The following is a 16,963-nucleotide window of genomic DNA, read 5'->3' as shown; positions in this document are numbered from 1 at the left end:
AGCCGCCGTGCTCGAGGCCGAGCGTGCCGTGCGCCCGCAGGTCTCCTCGGTGCCGAACCCGTCCGGTGTCCCCCTCCTCGTCGAGCGGGAGGACTCGAGTCCGAGCGCGCTTTCAAGCCGCTTTCACGAGCGGACCTTGCCGGGGAAAGTAGAACGTGTTTCACTCTGGGTGTGACCCAGGCGCCGCTGTCCGCACCGCTCGACATCGGGTTCGACTACACCCGGTCACTCGGTCCGACGCTGAGCCGGTTCGTCACCGGACTCGCCCAGCGGCGGATTCACGGCGCGCGTGGCACCGACGGCCGCGTCCACGTGCCACCCCCCGAGTACGACCCCGTGTCCGGCGAACCACTCACCGACCTGGTCGAGGTGGCGCACACCGGGACCGTCACGTCCTGGTGCAGACAACCGGAACCCCTTGCGGGGCAACCGCTCCAGCGTCCGTTCACGTGGGCGTTCATCAGGCTCGACGGCGCGGACACGCCGATGCTGCACGCCGTCGACGCCGACGACGTGCACACCGGCATGCGGGTCCGCGCGCGCTGGGCGGACACCGGCGGCAACGGCGTGCGGGACATCGTCTGCTTCGGCCCCGAGGACAGCGAGCCTGCCGTCGAACCGCGCGCCGCCGACGACCTCACCATGCTCACGACCCCGATCCACCTGAGCTACCGGCATTCCGCGTCACCGGAGGAAAGCCGGTACCTGCGCGGACTGGCCGACGGCAAGCTGCTCGGTCAGCGCTGCCCCGCGTGCGGCAAGGTCTACATCCCGCCGCGCGGGGCGTGCCCGACCGACGGGGTGCCGACCGAGGAGGAGATCGAGCTCCCCGACCGCGGCATCGTCACCACGTTCTGCATCGTCAACGTCCCGTTCCTCGGCCAGCGCATCAAGCCCCCGTACGTGGCCGCGTACATCCTGCTGGACGGCGCCGACATCCCGTTCCTCCACCTCGTCCTCGGCTGCGCCGCCGACGAGGTGCGCATGGGCATGCGGGTCGAGGCGGCCTGGAAACCCCGCGACGAATGGGGCACGACGCTCGAGAACATCGACCACTTCCGGCCCACCGGCGAACCCGACGCGCCGTACGACTCCTATGCGGGACACCTATGACCGACAACGTCAGCGTCGTTTCCTTCGCGCAGGCACCGCACGTCCGCGAGACCCACGGCACCACCAACGGCGTCGAGATGCTCGTGCCCATCTTCAAGGAAGCACTCGACAACGTCGGCCTGTCCAAAGAGGACATCGGCTTCTGGTGCTCGGGCTCGTCGGACTACCTGGCGGGCCGCGCGTTCTCGTTCATCGCCGCGGTCGACGCGATCGGCGCGTTCCCCCCGATCCACGAGTCGCACGTCGAGGCCGACGCGGCCTGGGCGCTCTACGAGGCGTGGGTGAAGATCCGCACCGGCGAGGTCGACACCGCACTCGTGTACGGCTTCGGCAAGTCCTCCGCCGGGCAGCTGCGGCGCGTCCTCGCCATGCAGCTCGACCCGTACACCGTCGGTCCCCTGTGGCCGGACGCGGTCAGCATCGCGGGCCTGCAGGCCAGGTTCGGGCTCGACGCGGGTCTGTGGACCGAGCGCGACATGGCCGAGGTCGCCGCCCGCGGCCGCGGCGGCGACCCGGACGAACTGCTGCGGCGGCCGTACTTCGCCGACCCGCTCCGCAAGCACGACTGCGCGCCGATCACGGACGGCGCGGCGGTCGTCATCCTCGCCCGGGACGACCGGGCCCGCGACCTCACCGAGCGGCCGGCGCGGATCACGAGCATCCACCACCGCGTCGAGACCCCGCACCTCGGCGCCCGCGACCTCACCACCTCACCGTCCACAGTGGCCGCCGCGAAGGCCGCGGGCGCGGACGGTGTCACGCTCGCCGAGCTGCACACCCCGTTCAGCCACCAGGAGATCCTGCTCCGGCAGGCGCTCGGACTGGGTGACGAGGTGCGCGTGAACCCGTCCGGCGGACCGCTGTCAGGTAACCCGATGTTCGCCGCGGGCCTCGCCCGCATCGGTGAAGCGGCCACTCGAATCCGTCCGGGCGAGCGTGCGCTAGCGCACGCGACCAGCGGGCCCGCGCTCCAGCAGAACCTCGTCTGCGTACTGGAGGCCGACTGATGGGCAAGCAGCGCGCCGCCGTCCTGGGCGTCGGCCAGACCCACCACCGCAGCAAGCGCCTCGACGTGACCATGGCCGGGCTGTGCCGGGAGGCCATCGACCGCGCGCTCGCCGACGCCGGCCTGACGTTCGCCGACATCGACGCGGTCGTGCTCGGCAAGGCGCCGGACCTGTTCGAGGGCGTCATGATGCCCGAGCTGATGCTCGCCGACGCGCTCGGCGCGACCGGCAAACCGTTGTTGCGCGTGCACACCGCCGGGTCGGTCGGCGGTTCGACGGCGAACGTCGCGGCGAGCCTCGTGCACGGCGGCGAGCACTCGCGGGTGCTGGCGGTGGCGTTCGAGAAGCAGTCGGAGTCCAACGCCATGTGGGCGCTGTCGATCTCGGTGCCGTTCCACATGCCGGTCGGTGCGGGCGCCGGCGGCTACTTCGCGCCGCACGTCCGCTCCTACATCCGGCGTTCCGGGGCGCCGTCGCACATCGGCGCGCTCGTCGCGGTCAAGGACCGGCGCAACGGCGCGAAGAACCAGTTCGCGCACCTGCGCCAGTCCGACATCACACTGGAGTCCGTGCAGGCGTCGGCGATGCTGTGGGACCCGATCCGCTACGACGAGACGTGCCCGTCGTCCGACGGCGCGTGCGCGATCGTGCTCGGTGACGAGTCCGCGGCGCAGGGCCGCGACGCCGCGTGGATCCACGCCACCGCGATGCGGACCGAGCCGACCACGTTCGCCGGCCGCGACCAGGTCAACCCCAGAGCAGGCCGGGACGCGGCCGCGGCGCTGTGGCGGGAGGCGGGCATCGACGACCCGCTGTCGCAAGTGGACGCCGCGGAGATCTACGTGCCGTTCTCGTGGTTCGAGCCGATGTGGCTCGAGAACCTCGGGTTCACCGAGGAAGGCCAGGGCTGGAAGCTCACCGAGGCGGGCGAGACCGAGCTGGGCGGGCGGCTACCTGTCAACCCGTCAGGTGGCGTGCTGTCCTCGAATCCCATCGGCGCGTCCGGGATGTTGCGGTTCGGCGAGGCGGCCATGCAGGTCATGGGCCGCGCGGGCGAGCACCAGGTCGACGGCGCGCGGATCGCACTGGGCCACGCGTACGGCGGCGGCTCGCAGTACTTCTCGATGTGGGTCGTGGGAGCGGAGAAACCATGAGCGGAGCTTGCGGAGCCAACCATCGAGTAGAGCATCGGCGACCGCGGCCGCCCGGAGCCTGCGAGGAGCGGCCATGAAGTTCACAGTCGGCGTCGCGCTCAGTCCGCTCGACCAGCTGCCCGAGCTGGCGAAGACGGCGGAGGAGTGCGGCTACGCGTCGATCGCGTTGCCGGACTCGCTGTTCTTCTCCGAGGAGGTGTCGGCGTCCTACCCGTACACCCCGGACGGCAGCCGGTTCTGGAACGAGGAGACGCCGTGGGTGGACCCGTTCGTCGCGGCGGCCGCGATGGGCGCGGTGACGTCCCGGATCCGTTTCTACACACAGGTGCTGAAGCTCAACCCGCGTAATCCCGTGCTGCTGGCCCGGCAGATCGGCTCGGTCGCGGTGCTGACCGGCAACCGGTTCGGGCTCGGCGTCGGGCTGGGCTGGTCGCCGGAGGAGTCCCGGTGGTGCGGCGGGCATTTCGACCACCGCGGCGCCCGCGCCGACGAGGCCATCGACGTGATCAAGCTGATCCTCGGCGGCGGGATGGTGTCCTACGAGGGCACGTACTACGAGTTCGGGAAGCTGCGGATGTCACCTGCGCCGACCGAGCCGGTCCCGGTGTACGTCGGCGGGCACACCGAGGCCGCGCTGCGCCGCGCGGCCCGCGTCGGGGACGGCTGGACGTCGGCGATGATCAAGTTCGACGACCTGCGGGACGTGCTCGGCCGGCTGGGCAAGCTGCGCGCGGAGTACGACCGGAGCGGCCCGTTCGAGATCCAGGCCGTGTGCGTGGACCGGTTCGGGCTGGACGGCTACCGGCAGCAGGCCGAGCTGGGCGTCACCGACGCGATCGTCGTGCCGTGGGTGTTCTACGGCGTCGGCCTCGACGGGCCGCTGCAGGCGAAGAAGGACGGGATGAAGCGGTTCGCCGACGAGATCATGGGGCAGCTATGACAGCCGTTACCTGGAGTGGCCCGGATACGACCCACCCCGCACGCACCGCGTCGCGCCGGTCGATGGACGCGGTGTCGCGCGGTGCCAAGGAGGAGTGGCTGGCACTGTTCGCCGAGGACGGCGTGGTCGAGGACCCGGTGGGCGTCTCGATGTTCGACCCGACGGGCGATGGCCACCACGGGCACGAGGGCATCTCGAAGTTCTGGGACATGACGATCGCGAACGTGGAGCGCTTCCACTTCGACATCCGCGACTCGTTCGCGGCGGGCAACGAGGTCGCGAACGTCGGCACGATCACCACGATCCTGCCCGGTGGGTCCAGAGTGGACACCGAGGGCGTGTTCGTGTACCGGGTCGACGATGCGGGGCTCATCGTGTCGATGCGCGCGTTCTGGGAAACCGAACGCGCGATGGCTACCCTGCGTCAGGTTTGAGCTCGACCCCGGACTCGGCGCAGGCCTTCACCACGTCGTCCTGCGCGAAGTCGGTGCGCACGAGGAAGTCCGCCAGCCCTTCGTCCTCACTGAAGACGGTCATGGCGAAGTAGGCGGAGTCGAACGCGCGGCGCAGTTCGTCGTTGGGCGCACCGGCCCGCACCCGCGACAGCTCGTCCATTGTGGACGCCGCGACGGCGTGGAACTGGTCCGGCGCGACGGCGTAGTCACCGGCGGCGGAGTAGAGCTTGCCGACGGCGTCGCCGTAGTCGTCACAGAAGTGCACGGCGGGGTTGTTGCCCGAACACGCCGCGAGCACACCGCCCAGCAGGACGGCGATGGCAGCGAGGCGGCGGGACACGTGCTCAGCGTGCCCGGGCGGGGGCATGGCCCTCTGCCTCGGGCGGACGGCAGAACGGGCCGGGGCGGCCGCCCGATGGGGCGGCTCAGCGGGCGACGCCGACGACGGTGTCCCGGGCCCGGTCGTCGTCGAGAAGGGCGAGCATCAGGTGGGCGACGTCGGCCCGCGAGACGAACCGAGCACGCGTCAGGTTCCCGCCGATCGCGATCCGGTACTCCCCTCGCGGCTGATCGGTGAGCCGAGGCGGCCGCACAACCGTCCACGTGAGACCGCTGGCGGCGATGTCCCGCTCCATCACCTCGAGATCGGCGTAGTTGGCGGCGAACACCCGACTGACGATCGGATGCAACACCCGCCGGTCGAGGAACCCGTCCCCCGCCGGCCGAGGCCCGACCGGCGCCGCGGACACCGCCTCGAACCGAGGCACGCCGGCGGCGGTCAGAGCGGCGAGGATGTGCCGGGTGACGCCGGAAGCGACGGCGCCGTCAGCCCGGGTACGCGGCCCGACACCGGACAGCGCGGCGTCACAACCGGCGACGGCGTCACGAAGCCGGTCGACCTCGGAGAAGTCGGGCACGATCGCGACCCGGGCCCCGTCGGCCGCGGCGTCCTCGGCGTTCCGCCGCGCGACAGCGGTCACGGCATGCCCCTGCTCGAGCGCTTGCCGGACGAGCTGACGCCCGATGCCACCGGTCGCACCGAAGACCGCGAGCTTCACGGCCACCTCCGCTATATTCAAGTACGCACAACGTACGATACGGAAATCATATTATATGACGAAGGTACCACAGGACGCGCGCGCACGCCGCAAGCTCACGAACTCCGTCAAGGACTCGGTGAGGGGCATGCGCAGCGAGCTGGCGCTGCTCAACCGCAGGATCAGCGCCCGCCTTGAGCTACGCGACGGCGACCTGGACTGCCTGGAACTGGTGGCGAGGCTGGGCCCGGTCGGTCCGTCGGCCCTGGCCAGAGCGGCAGGCGTCCACCCGGCGACGATGACCGGCGTACTGGACCGCCTGGAAAAGGGCGGCTGGCTGACCCGCGAACGCGACCCGAACGACCGGCGCAGCGTGGTGCTGAAGGTACGGCCGGAGCGGGTGGGCGAGGTGTTCGCGCTGTACAGCGGCATGAACGCGGCGCTGGACGAGATCTGCGCCGCCTTCACGGACTCCGACCTGCTGGTGATCGCCGACTTCCTGGACCGGACCGCCACCGCAGGGCACGCAGCGACCCGCGACCTGGACGAGTCCCCGTGATGGGGCCATCGCCGGACCACGCCTCGTAGCGGGCAGCACCGACCAGCGGCGAGCAGCTGTCGCGGCCTGCGGGCCGGCCGCCGGCCCCCGGTATCCAGCGTAGTGCTGTGTCCACTTGCGTTGGCCGGGGTGGGTTCGTGGTTCGTCCTCGCCGGACGTTCTCGCCGGCCGGGTGTCGTCGCCGGGCGGGTTTTGCCTCCGGCGGCTCCTCGCCGGCACAGGCCATGCTGTGAAAGGCGCTTTCAGGTCACTGGGCGCCCTCAACGCGCCTTTCACGGCGCCGGCGATGTCCTGAACGCGCCTTTCACGGCATACCAGCCCCGTCCCGGCGCGGGCGATCACCGTGGCTTGGCTGGACCCGCCGCAGGACCCGGCAAACGTTGGTGGACGCAGCACTAATTAGAGGCCCACACCGACACAAACGACGCGTCTCACCACCGCCTGTGGACAGCTCGACACTTGTCCACAGGCCGCGGCCGCGAACCCCGCTGAATGTCGGTGCTCGCGGCTACGCTGGATATCGGGGGCCGGCGGCCACCCTCACGCGTACGTGACCTGCAACTCCTTGATCCCGTTCAACCACCCGGACCGCAGCCGCCTCGGGGCGTGTGCCTGCTTGATGTCCGGCATGTAGTCGGCGATCGCGTTGAAGATCAGGTCTATTTCCAGTTTGGCCAGGTTCGCGCCCACGCAGTAGTGCGCGCCCGTGCCGCCGAAGCCCAGGTGCGGGTTGGGGTCGCGGAGGATGTCGAAGCGTTCCGGGGACTCGAAAACCTCCGTGTCGAAGTTCGCCGAGCTGTAGAACATGCCCACCCGGTCGCCCTTCTTGATGTGGACGCCACCCAGCTCCGTGTCGGACAAGGCGGTTCGCTGGAAGGACATCACCGGGGTCGAGTAGCGGACGATCTCGTCGGCCGTCGTGACCGGGCGGCCCTTCTTGTACAGCTCCCACTGTTCCGGGTTGCTCAGGAAGGCGTGCATGCCGTGGGAGATCGCGTTCCGCGTCGTCTCGTTGCCCGCCACCGCCAGCAGCAGCACGAAGAAGCCGAACTCGTCCGAGCCCAGTGCCTCACCGTCGATGTCGGCGTTGACCAGCGTCGTCGCGATGTCGTTCATCGGGCACTTCTTGCGCTCTTCCGACATCGCCCACGCATAACCCAGCAACTCGGCCGACGCGGCCTCCGGGTTGACCGAGTACTCCGGGTCGTCGTACGCGACCATCTGGTTCGACCAGTCGAAGACCTTGTGCCGGTCGGCCTGCGGGATGCCCAGCAGTTCGGCGATGGCCTGCAGCGGGAGTTCGCACGCCACCTGCGTCACGAAGTCGCCGCCGCCCTTCTCCCTGGCGTCCGTCACGATGCGTTCCGCCCTGCCCGCGAGTGCTTCGCGCAGGCGGTTCACCGCCTTGGGGGTGAAACCCCGGGAGACGATGCCCCGCACCTTCGAGTGCTGCGGCGGGTCGATGTTCAGCATGATCAGGCGCTGGGCCTCGATCTTCTCGCGGGTCATGTCCGGGTTGAAGCGGATGATCGCCGTGTTCTCCGAGGACGAGAAGACCTCGCTGTTCCGCGACACCTCCTTGACCTCCGCGTGCCGGGTCACCACCCAGTACCCGTCGTCACCGAAGCCCGCGAGGTTGTGCGGCTGCGCGTTCCACCACACGGGCGCGGTGCGGCGCAGCTCCGCGAACTCCTGTACCGGGATCCGCTGCTGGTAGAGGTCGGGGTCGGTGAAGTCGAAGCCGTCCGGGATCACCATTGCCTCCCGCAGATATGGAACACGTTCTAGTCGATTGAAGCACACCGCCGACCAACAAACCAAGCGCCTGCTTGCCTGGGCGCGGAACGCGTTCTAGTTTGTGTTCATGGGAAACCCGGTGATCGTGGCGGCAGCGCGGACCCCCATCGGCAAACGCGGCGGCGTCCTCGCCGGCCTGCACGCGGCCGAACTGCTGGGCGCGGCCCAGCGCGCGGTGATCGACCGCGCGGGCATCGACGCCGAACTCGTCGAGCAGGTGTTCGGCGGCTGTGTCACGCAGGCGGGCGAGCAGTCCAACAACGTCACCCGCACGGCCTGGCTCCACGCCGGCCTCCCCTACCAGACCGGCTGCCTGACACTGGACTCCCAGTGCGGCTCCGCCCAGCAGGCCATGCACCTGATCGCCGCGCAGATCTCGGCGGGCGCCATCGACGCCGGCATCGCCTGCGGGGTCGAGGCCATGAGCCGGGTGCCGCTGCGGTCGAACGTCGGCGTCGACGTCGGCACGCCCCGGCCCGGCGACTGGGCCATCGACCTGCCCAACCAGTTCGGCGCGGCCGAGCGGATCGCGGTCCGGAGAGGACTGTCGCGTGCGGACCTCGACCGGTTCGGCGCGCTGTCGCAGCAGAAGGCGCGCAAGGCGTGGGACGCCGGGCACTTCGACCGCGAGGTCGTGCCGGTCGGCGGCGTGACCCGCGACCAGGGCCTGCGCGAGACCAGCCTGGACGCGCTCGCACAGCTGAAGCCCGTGCTCGAGGACGGTCTGCACACCGCGGGCTCGTCGTCGCAGATCTCCGACGGTGCCGCGGCCGTGCTGCTGATGGACGCGGAGAAAGCGCATACCCTGGGGCTCGCGCCGCGGGCCCGGATCGTCACGCAGTGCCTGGTCGGCGCCGAGCCGTACTACCACCTCGACGGGCCGGTCAACGCCACCGAGCGGCTGCTCGCGCGCAGCGGCATGAAGATCGGCGACCTTGACCTGTTCGAGGTCAACGAGGCGTTCGCGTCGGTCGTGCTGTCGTGGCAGTCGGTGCACGGACCCGACCCGGACCTGGTGAACGTCAACGGCGGCGCGATCGCGCTCGGCCACCCCGTCGGCAGCACCGGCGCACGGCTGGTCACGACCGCGCTGCACGAGCTGGAACGCCGCGACGCCGCCACCGCGCTGATCACGATGTGCGCTGGTGGCGCGCTCTCCACGGGCACGATCATCGAGCGGGTCTGACATGAGCGTCTCGACCGGGACCGCCGAGCCGGGCGTGGTCGTGGTGACGATCGATCACCCGCCGGTCAACGCGCTGCCGGTCGCAGGCTGGTTCGCGCTCGCGGACGCGGTCACCGCGGCGGGCCGCGACCCGGACACGCACGTCGTGGTGCTGCGTGCCGCCGGGCGCGGGTTCTGCGCCGGCGTGGACATCAAGGAGATCCAGCGCGACGGGCACGAGGCGCTGGTCGGCGCGAACCACGGCTGTCACGCGGCGTTCGGCGCGGTTTACGACTGTCAGGTACCGGTGATCGCGGCCGTGCAGGGCTTCTGCCTCGGCGGCGGCGTCGGGCTGGTCGGCAACGCGGACGTGGTCGTGGCCGCGGACGACGCGACGTTCGGACTGCCCGAAGTGGACAGAGGAGCGCTCGGCGCGGCCACCCATCTGGCCCGGCTGGTGCCGCAACACCTGATGCGCGCGATGTACTACACGGCGTCGACGGTGACCGCGGCGCAGCTGCACCACTTCGGGTCGGTGTACCGGGTGGTGCCGCCGGACGACCTGGCGGGCGCGGCCCTGGAGGTCGCGAAGCAGATCGCGGCGAAGGACCCGCGCGTGATCCGGGCGGCGAAGAAGGCGCTCAACGGGATCGACCCGCAGGACGTGCACCGCAGCTACCGGTACGAGCAGGGTTTCACGTTCGAGCTGAACCTGACCGGCGTGGCGGACGAGGTCAGGAACACGTTCGGGGAAGGGAAGTAGATGGACAAGCGGATGACTGCCGACGAGGTGGTGTCCACGCTGTCCGACGGGATGACCATCGGGATCGGCGGGTGGGGGTCGCGGCGCAAGCCGATGGCGCTGGTGCGCGCGATCCTGCGGTCCGGCCTGAAGGACCTGACGGTCGTCAGCTACGGCGGGCCGGACCTGGGTTTGCTGTGCGCGGCGGGGAAGGTGCGCAAGGCGGTGTACGGGTTCGTGTCGCTGGACTCGATCCCGTACGACCCGTACTTCCGCAGGGCCCGCGAGTCCGGCGCCATCGAGGTGCGGGAGTTCGACGAGGGCATGCTCCAGACCGGGCTCCGCGCGGCGGCGCACCGGTTGCCGTTCCTGCCGATCCGCGCCGGGCTCGGCTCGGACGTGCTCACGAACGACCCGTCGCTGCGGACCGTGCGGTCGCCGTACGAGGACGGCGAGGAGCTGGTCGCGATGCCCGCACTGCACCTGGACGTCGCGCTCGTGCACCTCAACCGCGCCGACCGGCGGGGCAACGCGCGCTACCTCGGGCCGGACCCGTACTTCGACGACCTGTTCTGCCTCGCGGCTGACAAGCGTTATGTTTCGTGCGAGTCCATTGTGGACGACATCGCCGACGGCGGGCCGCCGCAGACGTTGCTGCTGAACCGGATGATGGTCGACGGCGTGGTGGCGACCCCGCACGGCGCGCACTTCACGAGCTGCGTGCCGGACTACGGCCGGGACGAGAAGTTCCAGGAGACCTACGCCGAGGGCGAGTGGGAGTCCTTCGCCGACCGGTACCTGTCCGGCGACGAAGCCGCTTACCAGAAGGCGGTCGCATGAGTCGCATGGACGTGTGCGTGGTGGCCTGCGCCGAGCTGTTCCGCGGCGACGGCGAGATCCTGGCGAGTCCGATGGGGCCGGTCCCGTCGCTGGGCGCGCGGCTCGCGCGGCGGACGTTCGAGCCGGACCTCGTGCTGTCGGACGGCGAGGCGACGTTGCTCACCGCGGACGGGCAACCGGAGGGCTGGCTGCCGTACCGCGCGGTGTTCGACGTGGTCGCACACGGGCGCAGGCACGTGGTGATGGGCGCGAACCAGATCGACCGGTACGGCAACCAGAACATCTCCTGCATCGGCCCGCACCAGGCTCCCAAGCGTCAGCTGCTGGGCGTACGTGGGGCGCCGGGCAACACCGTCAACCACCGCACGAGCTACTGGGTGCCGAAGCACTCGCCGCGCGTGTTCGTGCCCGCGGTCGACGTGGTGTCAGGTGTGGGCTACGACCGGGACGGCGGGCCGTTCCACGACGTGTACCGGGTCGTCACGAACCTGTGCGTGCTCGACTTCGGCGGTCCCGGCCACGCGATGCGCGTGGTGTCCGTGCACCAGGGCGTGACCGTCGACGAGGTCGTCGAGCAGACCGGGTTCCCGCTGGCCATCGACGACCCGCCGGTGACCCGCGAGCCGACCGCCGAGGAGCTGGCGGTCCTCCGCGAGCTGGACCCGGCCCGGTGATGGACACCGCGCTCACGAAGCTGACGGGTGTCAGGCACCCGGTGGTGCAGACCGGGATGGGCTGGGTCGCCGGGCCGCGGCTGGTGTCGGCGGTGGCGAACGCGGGCGGGCTGGGCATCCTCGCGTCCGCGACCATGACTTTCGACGAGCTGCGGGCCGCCATCGACGAGGTCCGGGAACGGACCGACCAGCCGTTCGGCGTGAACCTGCGGGCGGACGCGGTGGACGCGGCCGACCGGGTGCGGCTGCTGATCGAGACGCGGGTCAAGGTGGCGTCGTTCGCGCTGGCCCCGTCGCAGGCGTTGATCGAGACGCTCAAGGACGCCGGCGTGGTGGTGATCCCGTCGGTGGGCGCGGTGCGGCACGCGGAGAAGGTGGCCGCGCGGGGCGCGGACGCCGTGGTGGTGCAGGGCGGCGAGGGCGGCGGTCACACCGGTCAGGTCGCGACGACGATCCTCCTGCCGTCCGTCGTGGACGCCGTGGACATCCCGGTGATCGCGGCCGGTGGCTTCTACGACGGTCGCGGGCTGGCGGCCGCGCTCGCGTACGGCGCGGCCGGGGTCGCGATGGGCACCCGGTTCCTGCTGACCGAGGAGAGCACGGTGCCGCGCGCGGTCAAGGAGGCGTACCTGACACGCGGTCTGTCGGACACGGTGGTGACGACAGCGGTCGACGGTGTGCCCCACCGCGTCCTGCGTACCGAACTCGTGTCAGGTCTGGAAAAGGCGAACCGCGCGACCGGCCTCGCACGCGCGGTTCGCAACGCGAACCGCTTCCGCAGGATGACCGGGCTCTCGTGGCGTTCGGTGGTGCGCGAGGGTCTCACGATGCGGCGCACCCGCAAGCTGACGTGGTCACAACTGGTCATGGCCGCGAACACACCGATGCTGCTGCGCGAAGGCCTGGTGAAGGGCAACACGGACGCCGGGGTGCTGGCGTCCGGTCAGGTGGTCGGCGCGCTGACCGACCTGCCGACGTGCGCGGAGCTGATCACCCGCATCGTCACCGAGGCCGAGGACGTGATCGCCCGCCTGCCGCGTTAATGGCTGGCCCAGCGCGCACGAACGCCTCTACGTTGACACCAAGATCCGCAAATCCGCCGGTACCCAACCCCCACCCGAACGCCGGCGGCGTCCCGCCTTGCCAGTCTACCAGTTGTGGGCGAGAAAACAAGGCGCGTTGATCCAACTGTGGACAACTGGGTGGGCTGTGGACAACTACCGGGGGAGGTCAGTCATGCGGGTGCACTATCCCCGCACGCCGCACCTGCCGTGGTCTCCCGGTGTTTCGGCCGACGACGTGCGGGTCGCCGACCTGTCCGGCTTCCTCGGGCGCGAGGTCGTGGTCACCGAGAAGCTCGACGGGGAGAACACCACCCTCTACCGCGACGGGCTGCACGCCCGGTCACTCGACTCCGGCCACCACCCGTCGCGCGCCTGGGTGAAGTCGTTGCAGAGCCGCTTGGCGATCCCGCCGGGTGTGCGGGTGTGCGGCGAGAACGTGTTCGCCCGGCACTCGCTGCCCTATGACGACCTGTCGAGCTGGTTCTACGCGTTCTCCGTGTGGGACGGGGACCGCTGCCTCGGCTGGGACGACACCGTCGCCTTCGCGCGGCGGCTCGGTGTCCCGGTGCCGCCGGTCCTGTGGCGCGGCGTGTTCGACGAACGCGCGCTGCGGGCGCTGCGGCTCGACCTCACGCGGCAGGAAGGCTTCGTCGTGCGCACGGTGGCGGGGTTCTCCCGTGCCGACTTCCCCGGCCACGTCGCGAAGTGGGTGCGCCGAGGGCACGTCCAGACCAGCACGCACTGGATGCAGGCGCCGGTCGTCGTGAACGGCCGCGGGCCGGACGCCGCGCTGTGGGACGTGCGGGCGGGCTTTCCCGTCGACGTGCCCGCCGTGCTGCACGCGGTCGGGATGACCAGCGCGGTCACGGATCTCGCGGAGTTCGACCGCACCGGTGACGCCCGGCTCACCGGGGTGCTCGCCACCCTGTTGCGGGACAAGCCCCGGACGTGGCTCATGCCGCGCCTCGTGGCGCCGCTCGGGATGCGGCTCGCCCGCCGCGTCGCGGACCTCGTCGGGTTGGCTCCCCTGCTGCGCGAGGACTTCCCCGACGACGAACGTCGCGCGGGGCTCATCCGGCTCGCCGTCGCCGCCGACCTCGGCGTGCTGCACGCGGTCGCGGGCGAGTCGGCCGCGGTGGAGTGGTCCGCGCTCGTCGCCGAGGAAGCCGGGCTCATGGGCGAGGACCCGCTGCTGCCTCTGCGTGCCGCGTTGCCCTACCAGGACGTCGACGTGCGGGACCGGTGCTGGTCCGAAGCCCGCGAGGCCTTCGCGACGGGACGCCTGCACACCCCGGCCGAAGCGGAGGCCGCGACCTGGCGGTGGCGGTCCGGCGAGTTCCCGCGACTGGTCGTCATGGTCGGCCCCGCAGGCAGCGGCAAGAGCACCTTCACGTCCACTGTGGACGCGGACGACGTCGTGTCGCTCGACGGGTTGCGCACCGGCGAGCACGCGAACGTGCTGCGGGAAGGGCTTGAGCGGCTGGACAAGGCACTGGCCCGGGGCGGCACCGTCGTGTGGGACGCCACCGCGATCAACCGGCACCAGCGGTCGGTGGTGGCGACCGTCGCGGCGGGCCGGGACGCGCTCGTCACACACGCCGTGCTGGTCGTCGGCGAGGACCTGGCCGCCCGACGCAACGCGGCGCGGCGCCACCCGGTGCCCGCGGACGTGGTTGCCGCGCAGTTCCGGCGGTTCGCGCCGCCCTACCCCGGGGAGGCGCACCGCACCTGGTACGTCGGTGCGGGCGGCACGATCGACGACGTGGCGGTGGGCTGATGCGTACCAGTGAGCAGATCTACCACCGCGTCCGCTGGGACCAGCGGTTCGACCCGGCGCGCTTCACGCTCGGGATCCTCGTGCGAGGCGCGCCGCCGAAGCGGGTGGCGCTGGCGACGTTCGTGCCGGGCGGCGACATCCCGTGGCACCGCGTGCTGTTCGTCGAGGCGGACGGCGAGGTCGTGTGGGACCGGGCCGCGGGTGTGGACCGGATCGACACGTCCACGGCAGGCCGGGTTCGCGAGCCGCGCCGGTTGCGCGCGCCGTTCTTCTCGGCGCGCACGCCGGTCGTCCGGGATTCCGTGGCACCCGGGGTATCGCTGCGGGTGCTGACGTGGAACACGTTGTGGGACAAGTACGACAGCCACCGCATCCACACCGCGCGCCGACGTCCGTTGCTGCTCGCGGCGCTGGCACGGGCCGCCGCGGACGTCGTCGCGTTGCAGGAGGTCGAGCCGCCGCTGCTCGCGATGGTGCTGGCGGAGACCGGTTACACGGTCGTCGGCGGTGACGACGTCGAGGCCTGCGGGCTGTTGCTGCTCACGCGGTTGCCGGTCGTCGAGAGCGGGCACCACGTGCTCAGCAGGCACAAGGGTGTCGTGGCGGCGGTGGTGCGGACCGGGGACGGCCCGGTCGCGGTGCTGAACACGCACCTGACGAGCGATCACCACCCGCAGGGGCCACGCCGCCGAGCCGCCGAGCTGGCCCGGCTCGCGGAAGGGCTGGCGAACCTGGACTGCCCGGTGGTGCTGCTGGGCGACTTCAACGGCGGGGCGATCGACCGGCTCGGGCTGGTTGACACGTGGCAGGTTGTGCGCGGCAACGAGAAGCCCACGTTCGACCCGGTGGCCAACCCGCTCGCGGCGGTCTCGTCGCTGACCGGACGGGCGGCACGGCTGGACCGGGTGCTGGTGCGCGGACTGCGGCCGGTGGCTGCGGAGTTGCTGGGCACGGAGGAACCGTTCGTGTCCGATCACTACGGCGTGGCGGTGGAACTGCATCCCGACGCGGGGCCGCCGGAGGTGGCGCAGCGGCTCGCGTCCGACCACCGCGGCGGCGCGATCGAGCCGCACCCGAACGCGCGCTCGGCGGAACCGTCGGGCTCCGCGGGGCAACTCGTGTCTGGGTTCGGTGGTGACGGGGTCGGGGTTCGTGGGGCGCGGGCTGATGTGCCCGCGATGCCGTCGACCGCGCGGACGGCGGTGGCGTGGCTGCCGCCGGAGTCGTCGTGGCCGCGGATCGACGCGGTTCGCGGGGTGCGTGAGCGGTGGCCGCCGCACGTCAACCTGTTGTTCGGGTTCGTGCCGGAGGTGTTGTTCGACGAGGCGGTGCCGCTGCTGTCGGACGCCGCTCGCACTGTCGCGCCGTTCGGCGTGCTGTTCGACGAGGTGCGGACCTTCCCGCAGGGCACCGCGTGGTTGAGCCCCGCCGACCCGACACCGTGGGAGGCGTTGTGGCGGGCGTTGGTGGCGCGGTTCCCCCAGAAGTCGGACCGGTTCACGCCGCACCTGACAGTCGGCAGGTCCGCACCCGCGGCGGCCGGGCTCGTGCCGATGTCGGCGTCCGTCGGCGCGCTCGTGTTGCTGTCCCGGCGCGGTGACGAGCCGATGCGGCCACGAGCAACCGTCGAACTGGGCACCGGCGCCGTGCGGGGGCTGCCCGAACCCGCACCTTCGGTGGCACCCGCCGCGGAAGTTGACATGCCGTCGGTACCGGGTGTCGTGCACGTGGTGGGGTCCCGGCGCATGGGTTGCGCGCGGGCCGGCGCCGACCTGGACCTCGTCGCGGTGGTACCGGATCCGTCGGCGGTCACGGTGCCGGACGCCACGCCGGTCGTGGGAGCGCGGGTGCCGGGGCTGCGGTTCCGGCAGGACGGCGTACGCGTGGACTTGACGCTCGTCAGGTCCGACGACACGTCGCTGGGTGCCGCGGTGGCGCTCAGTGCGGTGACCGACGCGGACGCGGTGCTGGCCGCGGTCGGCGACCGGCGGGCGGAGTTCACCTGGCTGGCGCGGCACGTGAAGGCGTGGGCGGCGGCGCGCGGACTGGACTCGGCGCCGTTCGGCGGGTTGCCGGGGATCGCGTGGGCCATCCTCGCGGCACGGACCGTGCGAGCCGGTGGCGACGACCTGCTCGCGGAGTTCTTCGGCGGCTGGGCGGCATGGGACTGGCGGGAACCGGTGCTGCTGCGAACCGGACCGGCGTCAGGTACCGGCGCCATGACGATCATGACGCCCACGGAACCGGTCCGGTCGTGCACGGAGCAGGTCGGGCCGGGTATGCGGGACCTGGTGACGACGGAGCTGTACGCGTCGTGGGAGACGGTGCTGGCGGGCGGCGATCCGCTGCCCGCCGTGGCACCACACCGCAGGCACGCGGCGTGGGCGGTGATCACCGTGCCGGGCAAGGACGTCGGCCGGGTGCGCGGCCGGGTGCGGGCCTTGCTGACGTCGCTGGAAGCGGCAGGGGTCGAGGACGTCCACGCGTGGCCGCGGCCGTTCTCCGAGGAGCCGGTCCGGTTCGCTGTCGGGCTGGGGCGGACTCCGCCCACCGCCGACGACCTGGCCGAGATCACCGAACCGTGGCGACTGCCCGGCGTGACCGTGGAACGGACCGACAGCGTGCCGACACTGCCGTGA

Annotated in this window: 16 protein-coding genes; 13 read left to right on the top strand and 3 right to left on the bottom strand. The window is 71.4% G+C overall.

Features of this window, described 5'->3' with window-relative positions; translation table 11 throughout:
• The first annotated feature begins 171 nt into the window (after nucleotides 1-171).
• The 5 genes from FHR82_RS01585 (at nucleotide 172) to FHR82_RS01565 (ending at nucleotide 4,648) form a co-directional block, all read left to right on the top strand.
• Nucleotides 172-1,113, top strand: coding sequence for a Zn-ribbon domain-containing OB-fold protein (locus FHR82_RS01585; protein WP_184808410.1), 942 nt, complete (start codon nucleotides 172-174; stop codon nucleotides 1,111-1,113).
• Nucleotides 1,110-2,120 carry a thiolase family protein gene (locus FHR82_RS01580; RefSeq protein ID WP_184808409.1) on the top strand — a complete coding sequence of 337 codons (1,011 nt, stop codon included), beginning with the start codon at nucleotides 1,110-1,112 and terminating at the stop codon, nucleotides 2,118-2,120. The genes FHR82_RS01585 and FHR82_RS01580 overlap by 4 nt, the downstream gene beginning before the upstream one ends.
• Nucleotides 2,120-3,274: a thiolase family protein gene (locus tag FHR82_RS01575; RefSeq protein ID WP_184808408.1), complete on the top strand. Its 1,155-nt coding sequence runs from the start codon at nucleotides 2,120-2,122 to the stop codon at nucleotides 3,272-3,274. Before FHR82_RS01580 ends, FHR82_RS01575 begins: the two co-directional genes overlap by 1 nt.
• Nucleotides 3,275-3,347: 73 nt before the next feature.
• Nucleotides 3,348-4,214, top strand: a complete 867-nt coding sequence (locus FHR82_RS01570; protein ID WP_184808407.1) for a TIGR03619 family F420-dependent LLM class oxidoreductase — start codon at nucleotides 3,348-3,350, stop codon at nucleotides 4,212-4,214.
• Nucleotides 4,211-4,648, top strand: coding sequence for a nuclear transport factor 2 family protein (locus tag FHR82_RS01565; protein WP_184808406.1), 438 nt, complete (start codon nucleotides 4,211-4,213; stop codon nucleotides 4,646-4,648). The genes FHR82_RS01570 and FHR82_RS01565 overlap by 4 nt, the downstream gene beginning before the upstream one ends.
• Here the strand turns inward: FHR82_RS01565 and FHR82_RS01560 are convergent.
• A complete protein-coding gene (locus tag FHR82_RS01560; protein WP_184808405.1) occupies nucleotides 4,629-5,009 on the bottom strand; it encodes a hypothetical protein in 381 nt (126 codons plus the stop codon). The two genes, FHR82_RS01565 and FHR82_RS01560, sit on opposite strands and share 20 nt — an antisense overlap.
• A gap of 85 nt (nucleotides 5,010-5,094) precedes the next feature.
• On the bottom strand, nucleotides 5,095-5,727 hold the full coding sequence (locus tag FHR82_RS01555) for an NAD(P)-dependent oxidoreductase (protein ID WP_184808404.1): 633 nt from the start codon (nucleotides 5,725-5,727) through the stop codon (nucleotides 5,095-5,097).
• A 55-nt stretch (nucleotides 5,728-5,782) separates the two neighbouring features.
• Here FHR82_RS01555 and FHR82_RS01550 point away from each other — a divergent pair, with 55 nt between their 5' ends.
• Entirely contained in the window at nucleotides 5,783-6,265 is a 483-nt protein-coding gene (locus tag FHR82_RS01550) for a MarR family transcriptional regulator (RefSeq protein WP_184808403.1), read from the top strand.
• Between the two features lie 540 nt (nucleotides 6,266-6,805).
• On the opposite strand, the gene FHR82_RS01545 is transcribed toward FHR82_RS01550, so the two are convergent.
• Entirely contained in the window at nucleotides 6,806-8,023 is a 1,218-nt protein-coding gene (locus FHR82_RS01545) for a cytochrome P450 (protein ID WP_184808402.1), read from the bottom strand.
• 106 nt (nucleotides 8,024-8,129) lie between these two features.
• Here FHR82_RS01545 and FHR82_RS01540 point away from each other — a divergent pair, with 106 nt between their 5' ends.
• The 7 genes from FHR82_RS01540 to FHR82_RS01510 all read left to right on the top strand — a co-directional run bounded on the left by FHR82_RS01540 (nucleotide 8,130) and on the right by FHR82_RS01510 (nucleotide 16,963).
• Nucleotides 8,130-9,248, top strand: a complete 1,119-nt coding sequence (locus FHR82_RS01540) for a steroid 3-ketoacyl-CoA thiolase (protein WP_184808401.1) — start codon at nucleotides 8,130-8,132, stop codon at nucleotides 9,246-9,248.
• A 1-nt stretch (nucleotide 9,249) separates the two neighbouring features.
• Nucleotides 9,250-9,990, top strand: coding sequence for an enoyl-CoA hydratase family protein (locus FHR82_RS01535; protein ID WP_184808400.1), 741 nt, complete (start codon nucleotides 9,250-9,252; stop codon nucleotides 9,988-9,990).
• A 12-nt stretch (nucleotides 9,991-10,002) separates the two neighbouring features.
• Entirely contained in the window at nucleotides 10,003-10,809 is an 807-nt protein-coding gene (locus FHR82_RS01530) for a CoA transferase subunit A (RefSeq protein WP_184808399.1), read from the top strand.
• Nucleotides 10,806-11,483: a CoA-transferase subunit beta gene (locus FHR82_RS01525; RefSeq protein ID WP_184808398.1), complete on the top strand. Its 678-nt coding sequence runs from the start codon at nucleotides 10,806-10,808 to the stop codon at nucleotides 11,481-11,483. Before FHR82_RS01530 ends, FHR82_RS01525 begins: the two co-directional genes overlap by 4 nt.
• Nucleotides 11,483-12,526 (top strand): NAD(P)H-dependent flavin oxidoreductase, encoded by a 1,044-nt coding sequence (locus FHR82_RS01520; RefSeq protein ID WP_184808397.1) that lies wholly within the window; start codon nucleotides 11,483-11,485, stop codon nucleotides 12,524-12,526. The genes FHR82_RS01525 and FHR82_RS01520 overlap by 1 nt, the downstream gene beginning before the upstream one ends.
• 193 nt (nucleotides 12,527-12,719) lie before the next feature.
• The gene (locus tag FHR82_RS01515; protein ID WP_184808396.1) at nucleotides 12,720-14,324 is read left to right on the top strand and encodes an RNA ligase family protein; all 1,605 of its coding nucleotides are present in this window, start codon (nucleotides 12,720-12,722) and stop codon (nucleotides 14,322-14,324) included.
• A complete protein-coding gene (locus FHR82_RS01510; protein WP_184808395.1) occupies nucleotides 14,324-16,963 on the top strand; it encodes a poly(A) polymerase in 2,640 nt (879 codons plus the stop codon). The genes FHR82_RS01515 and FHR82_RS01510 overlap by 1 nt, the downstream gene beginning before the upstream one ends.

The organism is Actinophytocola algeriensis, from assembly GCF_014203735.1.
Classification (GTDB): Bacteria; Actinomycetota; Actinomycetes; order Mycobacteriales; family Pseudonocardiaceae; genus Actinophytocola; species Actinophytocola algeriensis.
This window is presented reverse-complemented; position numbering and strand designations above follow the sequence as displayed.

Bases quoted from the DNA above. Each gene is read 5' to 3' on its own strand.
- FHR82_RS01580 (WP_184808409.1), top strand. From the start codon at position 1,110: ATGACCGACAACGTCAGCGTCGTTTCCTTCGCGCAGGCACCGCACGTC.
- FHR82_RS01575 (WP_184808408.1), top strand. From the start codon at position 2,120: ATGGGCAAGCAGCGCGCCGCCGTCCTGGGCGTCGGCCAGACCCACCAC.
- FHR82_RS01570 (WP_184808407.1), top strand. From the start codon at position 3,348: ATGAAGTTCACAGTCGGCGTCGCGCTCAGTCCGCTCGACCAGCTGCCC.
- FHR82_RS01565 (WP_184808406.1), top strand. From the start codon at position 4,211: ATGACAGCCGTTACCTGGAGTGGCCCGGATACGACCCACCCCGCACGC.
- FHR82_RS01550 (WP_184808403.1), top strand. From the start codon at position 5,783: ATGACGAAGGTACCACAGGACGCGCGCGCACGCCGCAAGCTCACGAAC.
- FHR82_RS01545 (WP_184808402.1), bottom strand. From the start codon at position 8,023: ATGGTGATCCCGGACGGCTTCGACTTCACCGACCCCGACCTCTACCAG.
- FHR82_RS01540 (WP_184808401.1), top strand. From the start codon at position 8,130: ATGGGAAACCCGGTGATCGTGGCGGCAGCGCGGACCCCCATCGGCAAA.
- FHR82_RS01535 (WP_184808400.1), top strand. From the start codon at position 9,250: ATGAGCGTCTCGACCGGGACCGCCGAGCCGGGCGTGGTCGTGGTGACG.
- FHR82_RS01530 (WP_184808399.1), top strand. From the start codon at position 10,003: ATGACTGCCGACGAGGTGGTGTCCACGCTGTCCGACGGGATGACCATC.
- FHR82_RS01525 (WP_184808398.1), top strand. From the start codon at position 10,806: ATGAGTCGCATGGACGTGTGCGTGGTGGCCTGCGCCGAGCTGTTCCGC.
- FHR82_RS01520 (WP_184808397.1), top strand. From the start codon at position 11,483: ATGGACACCGCGCTCACGAAGCTGACGGGTGTCAGGCACCCGGTGGTG.
- FHR82_RS01515 (WP_184808396.1), top strand. From the start codon at position 12,720: ATGCGGGTGCACTATCCCCGCACGCCGCACCTGCCGTGGTCTCCCGGT.
- FHR82_RS01510 (WP_184808395.1), top strand. From the start codon at position 14,324: ATGCGTACCAGTGAGCAGATCTACCACCGCGTCCGCTGGGACCAGCGG.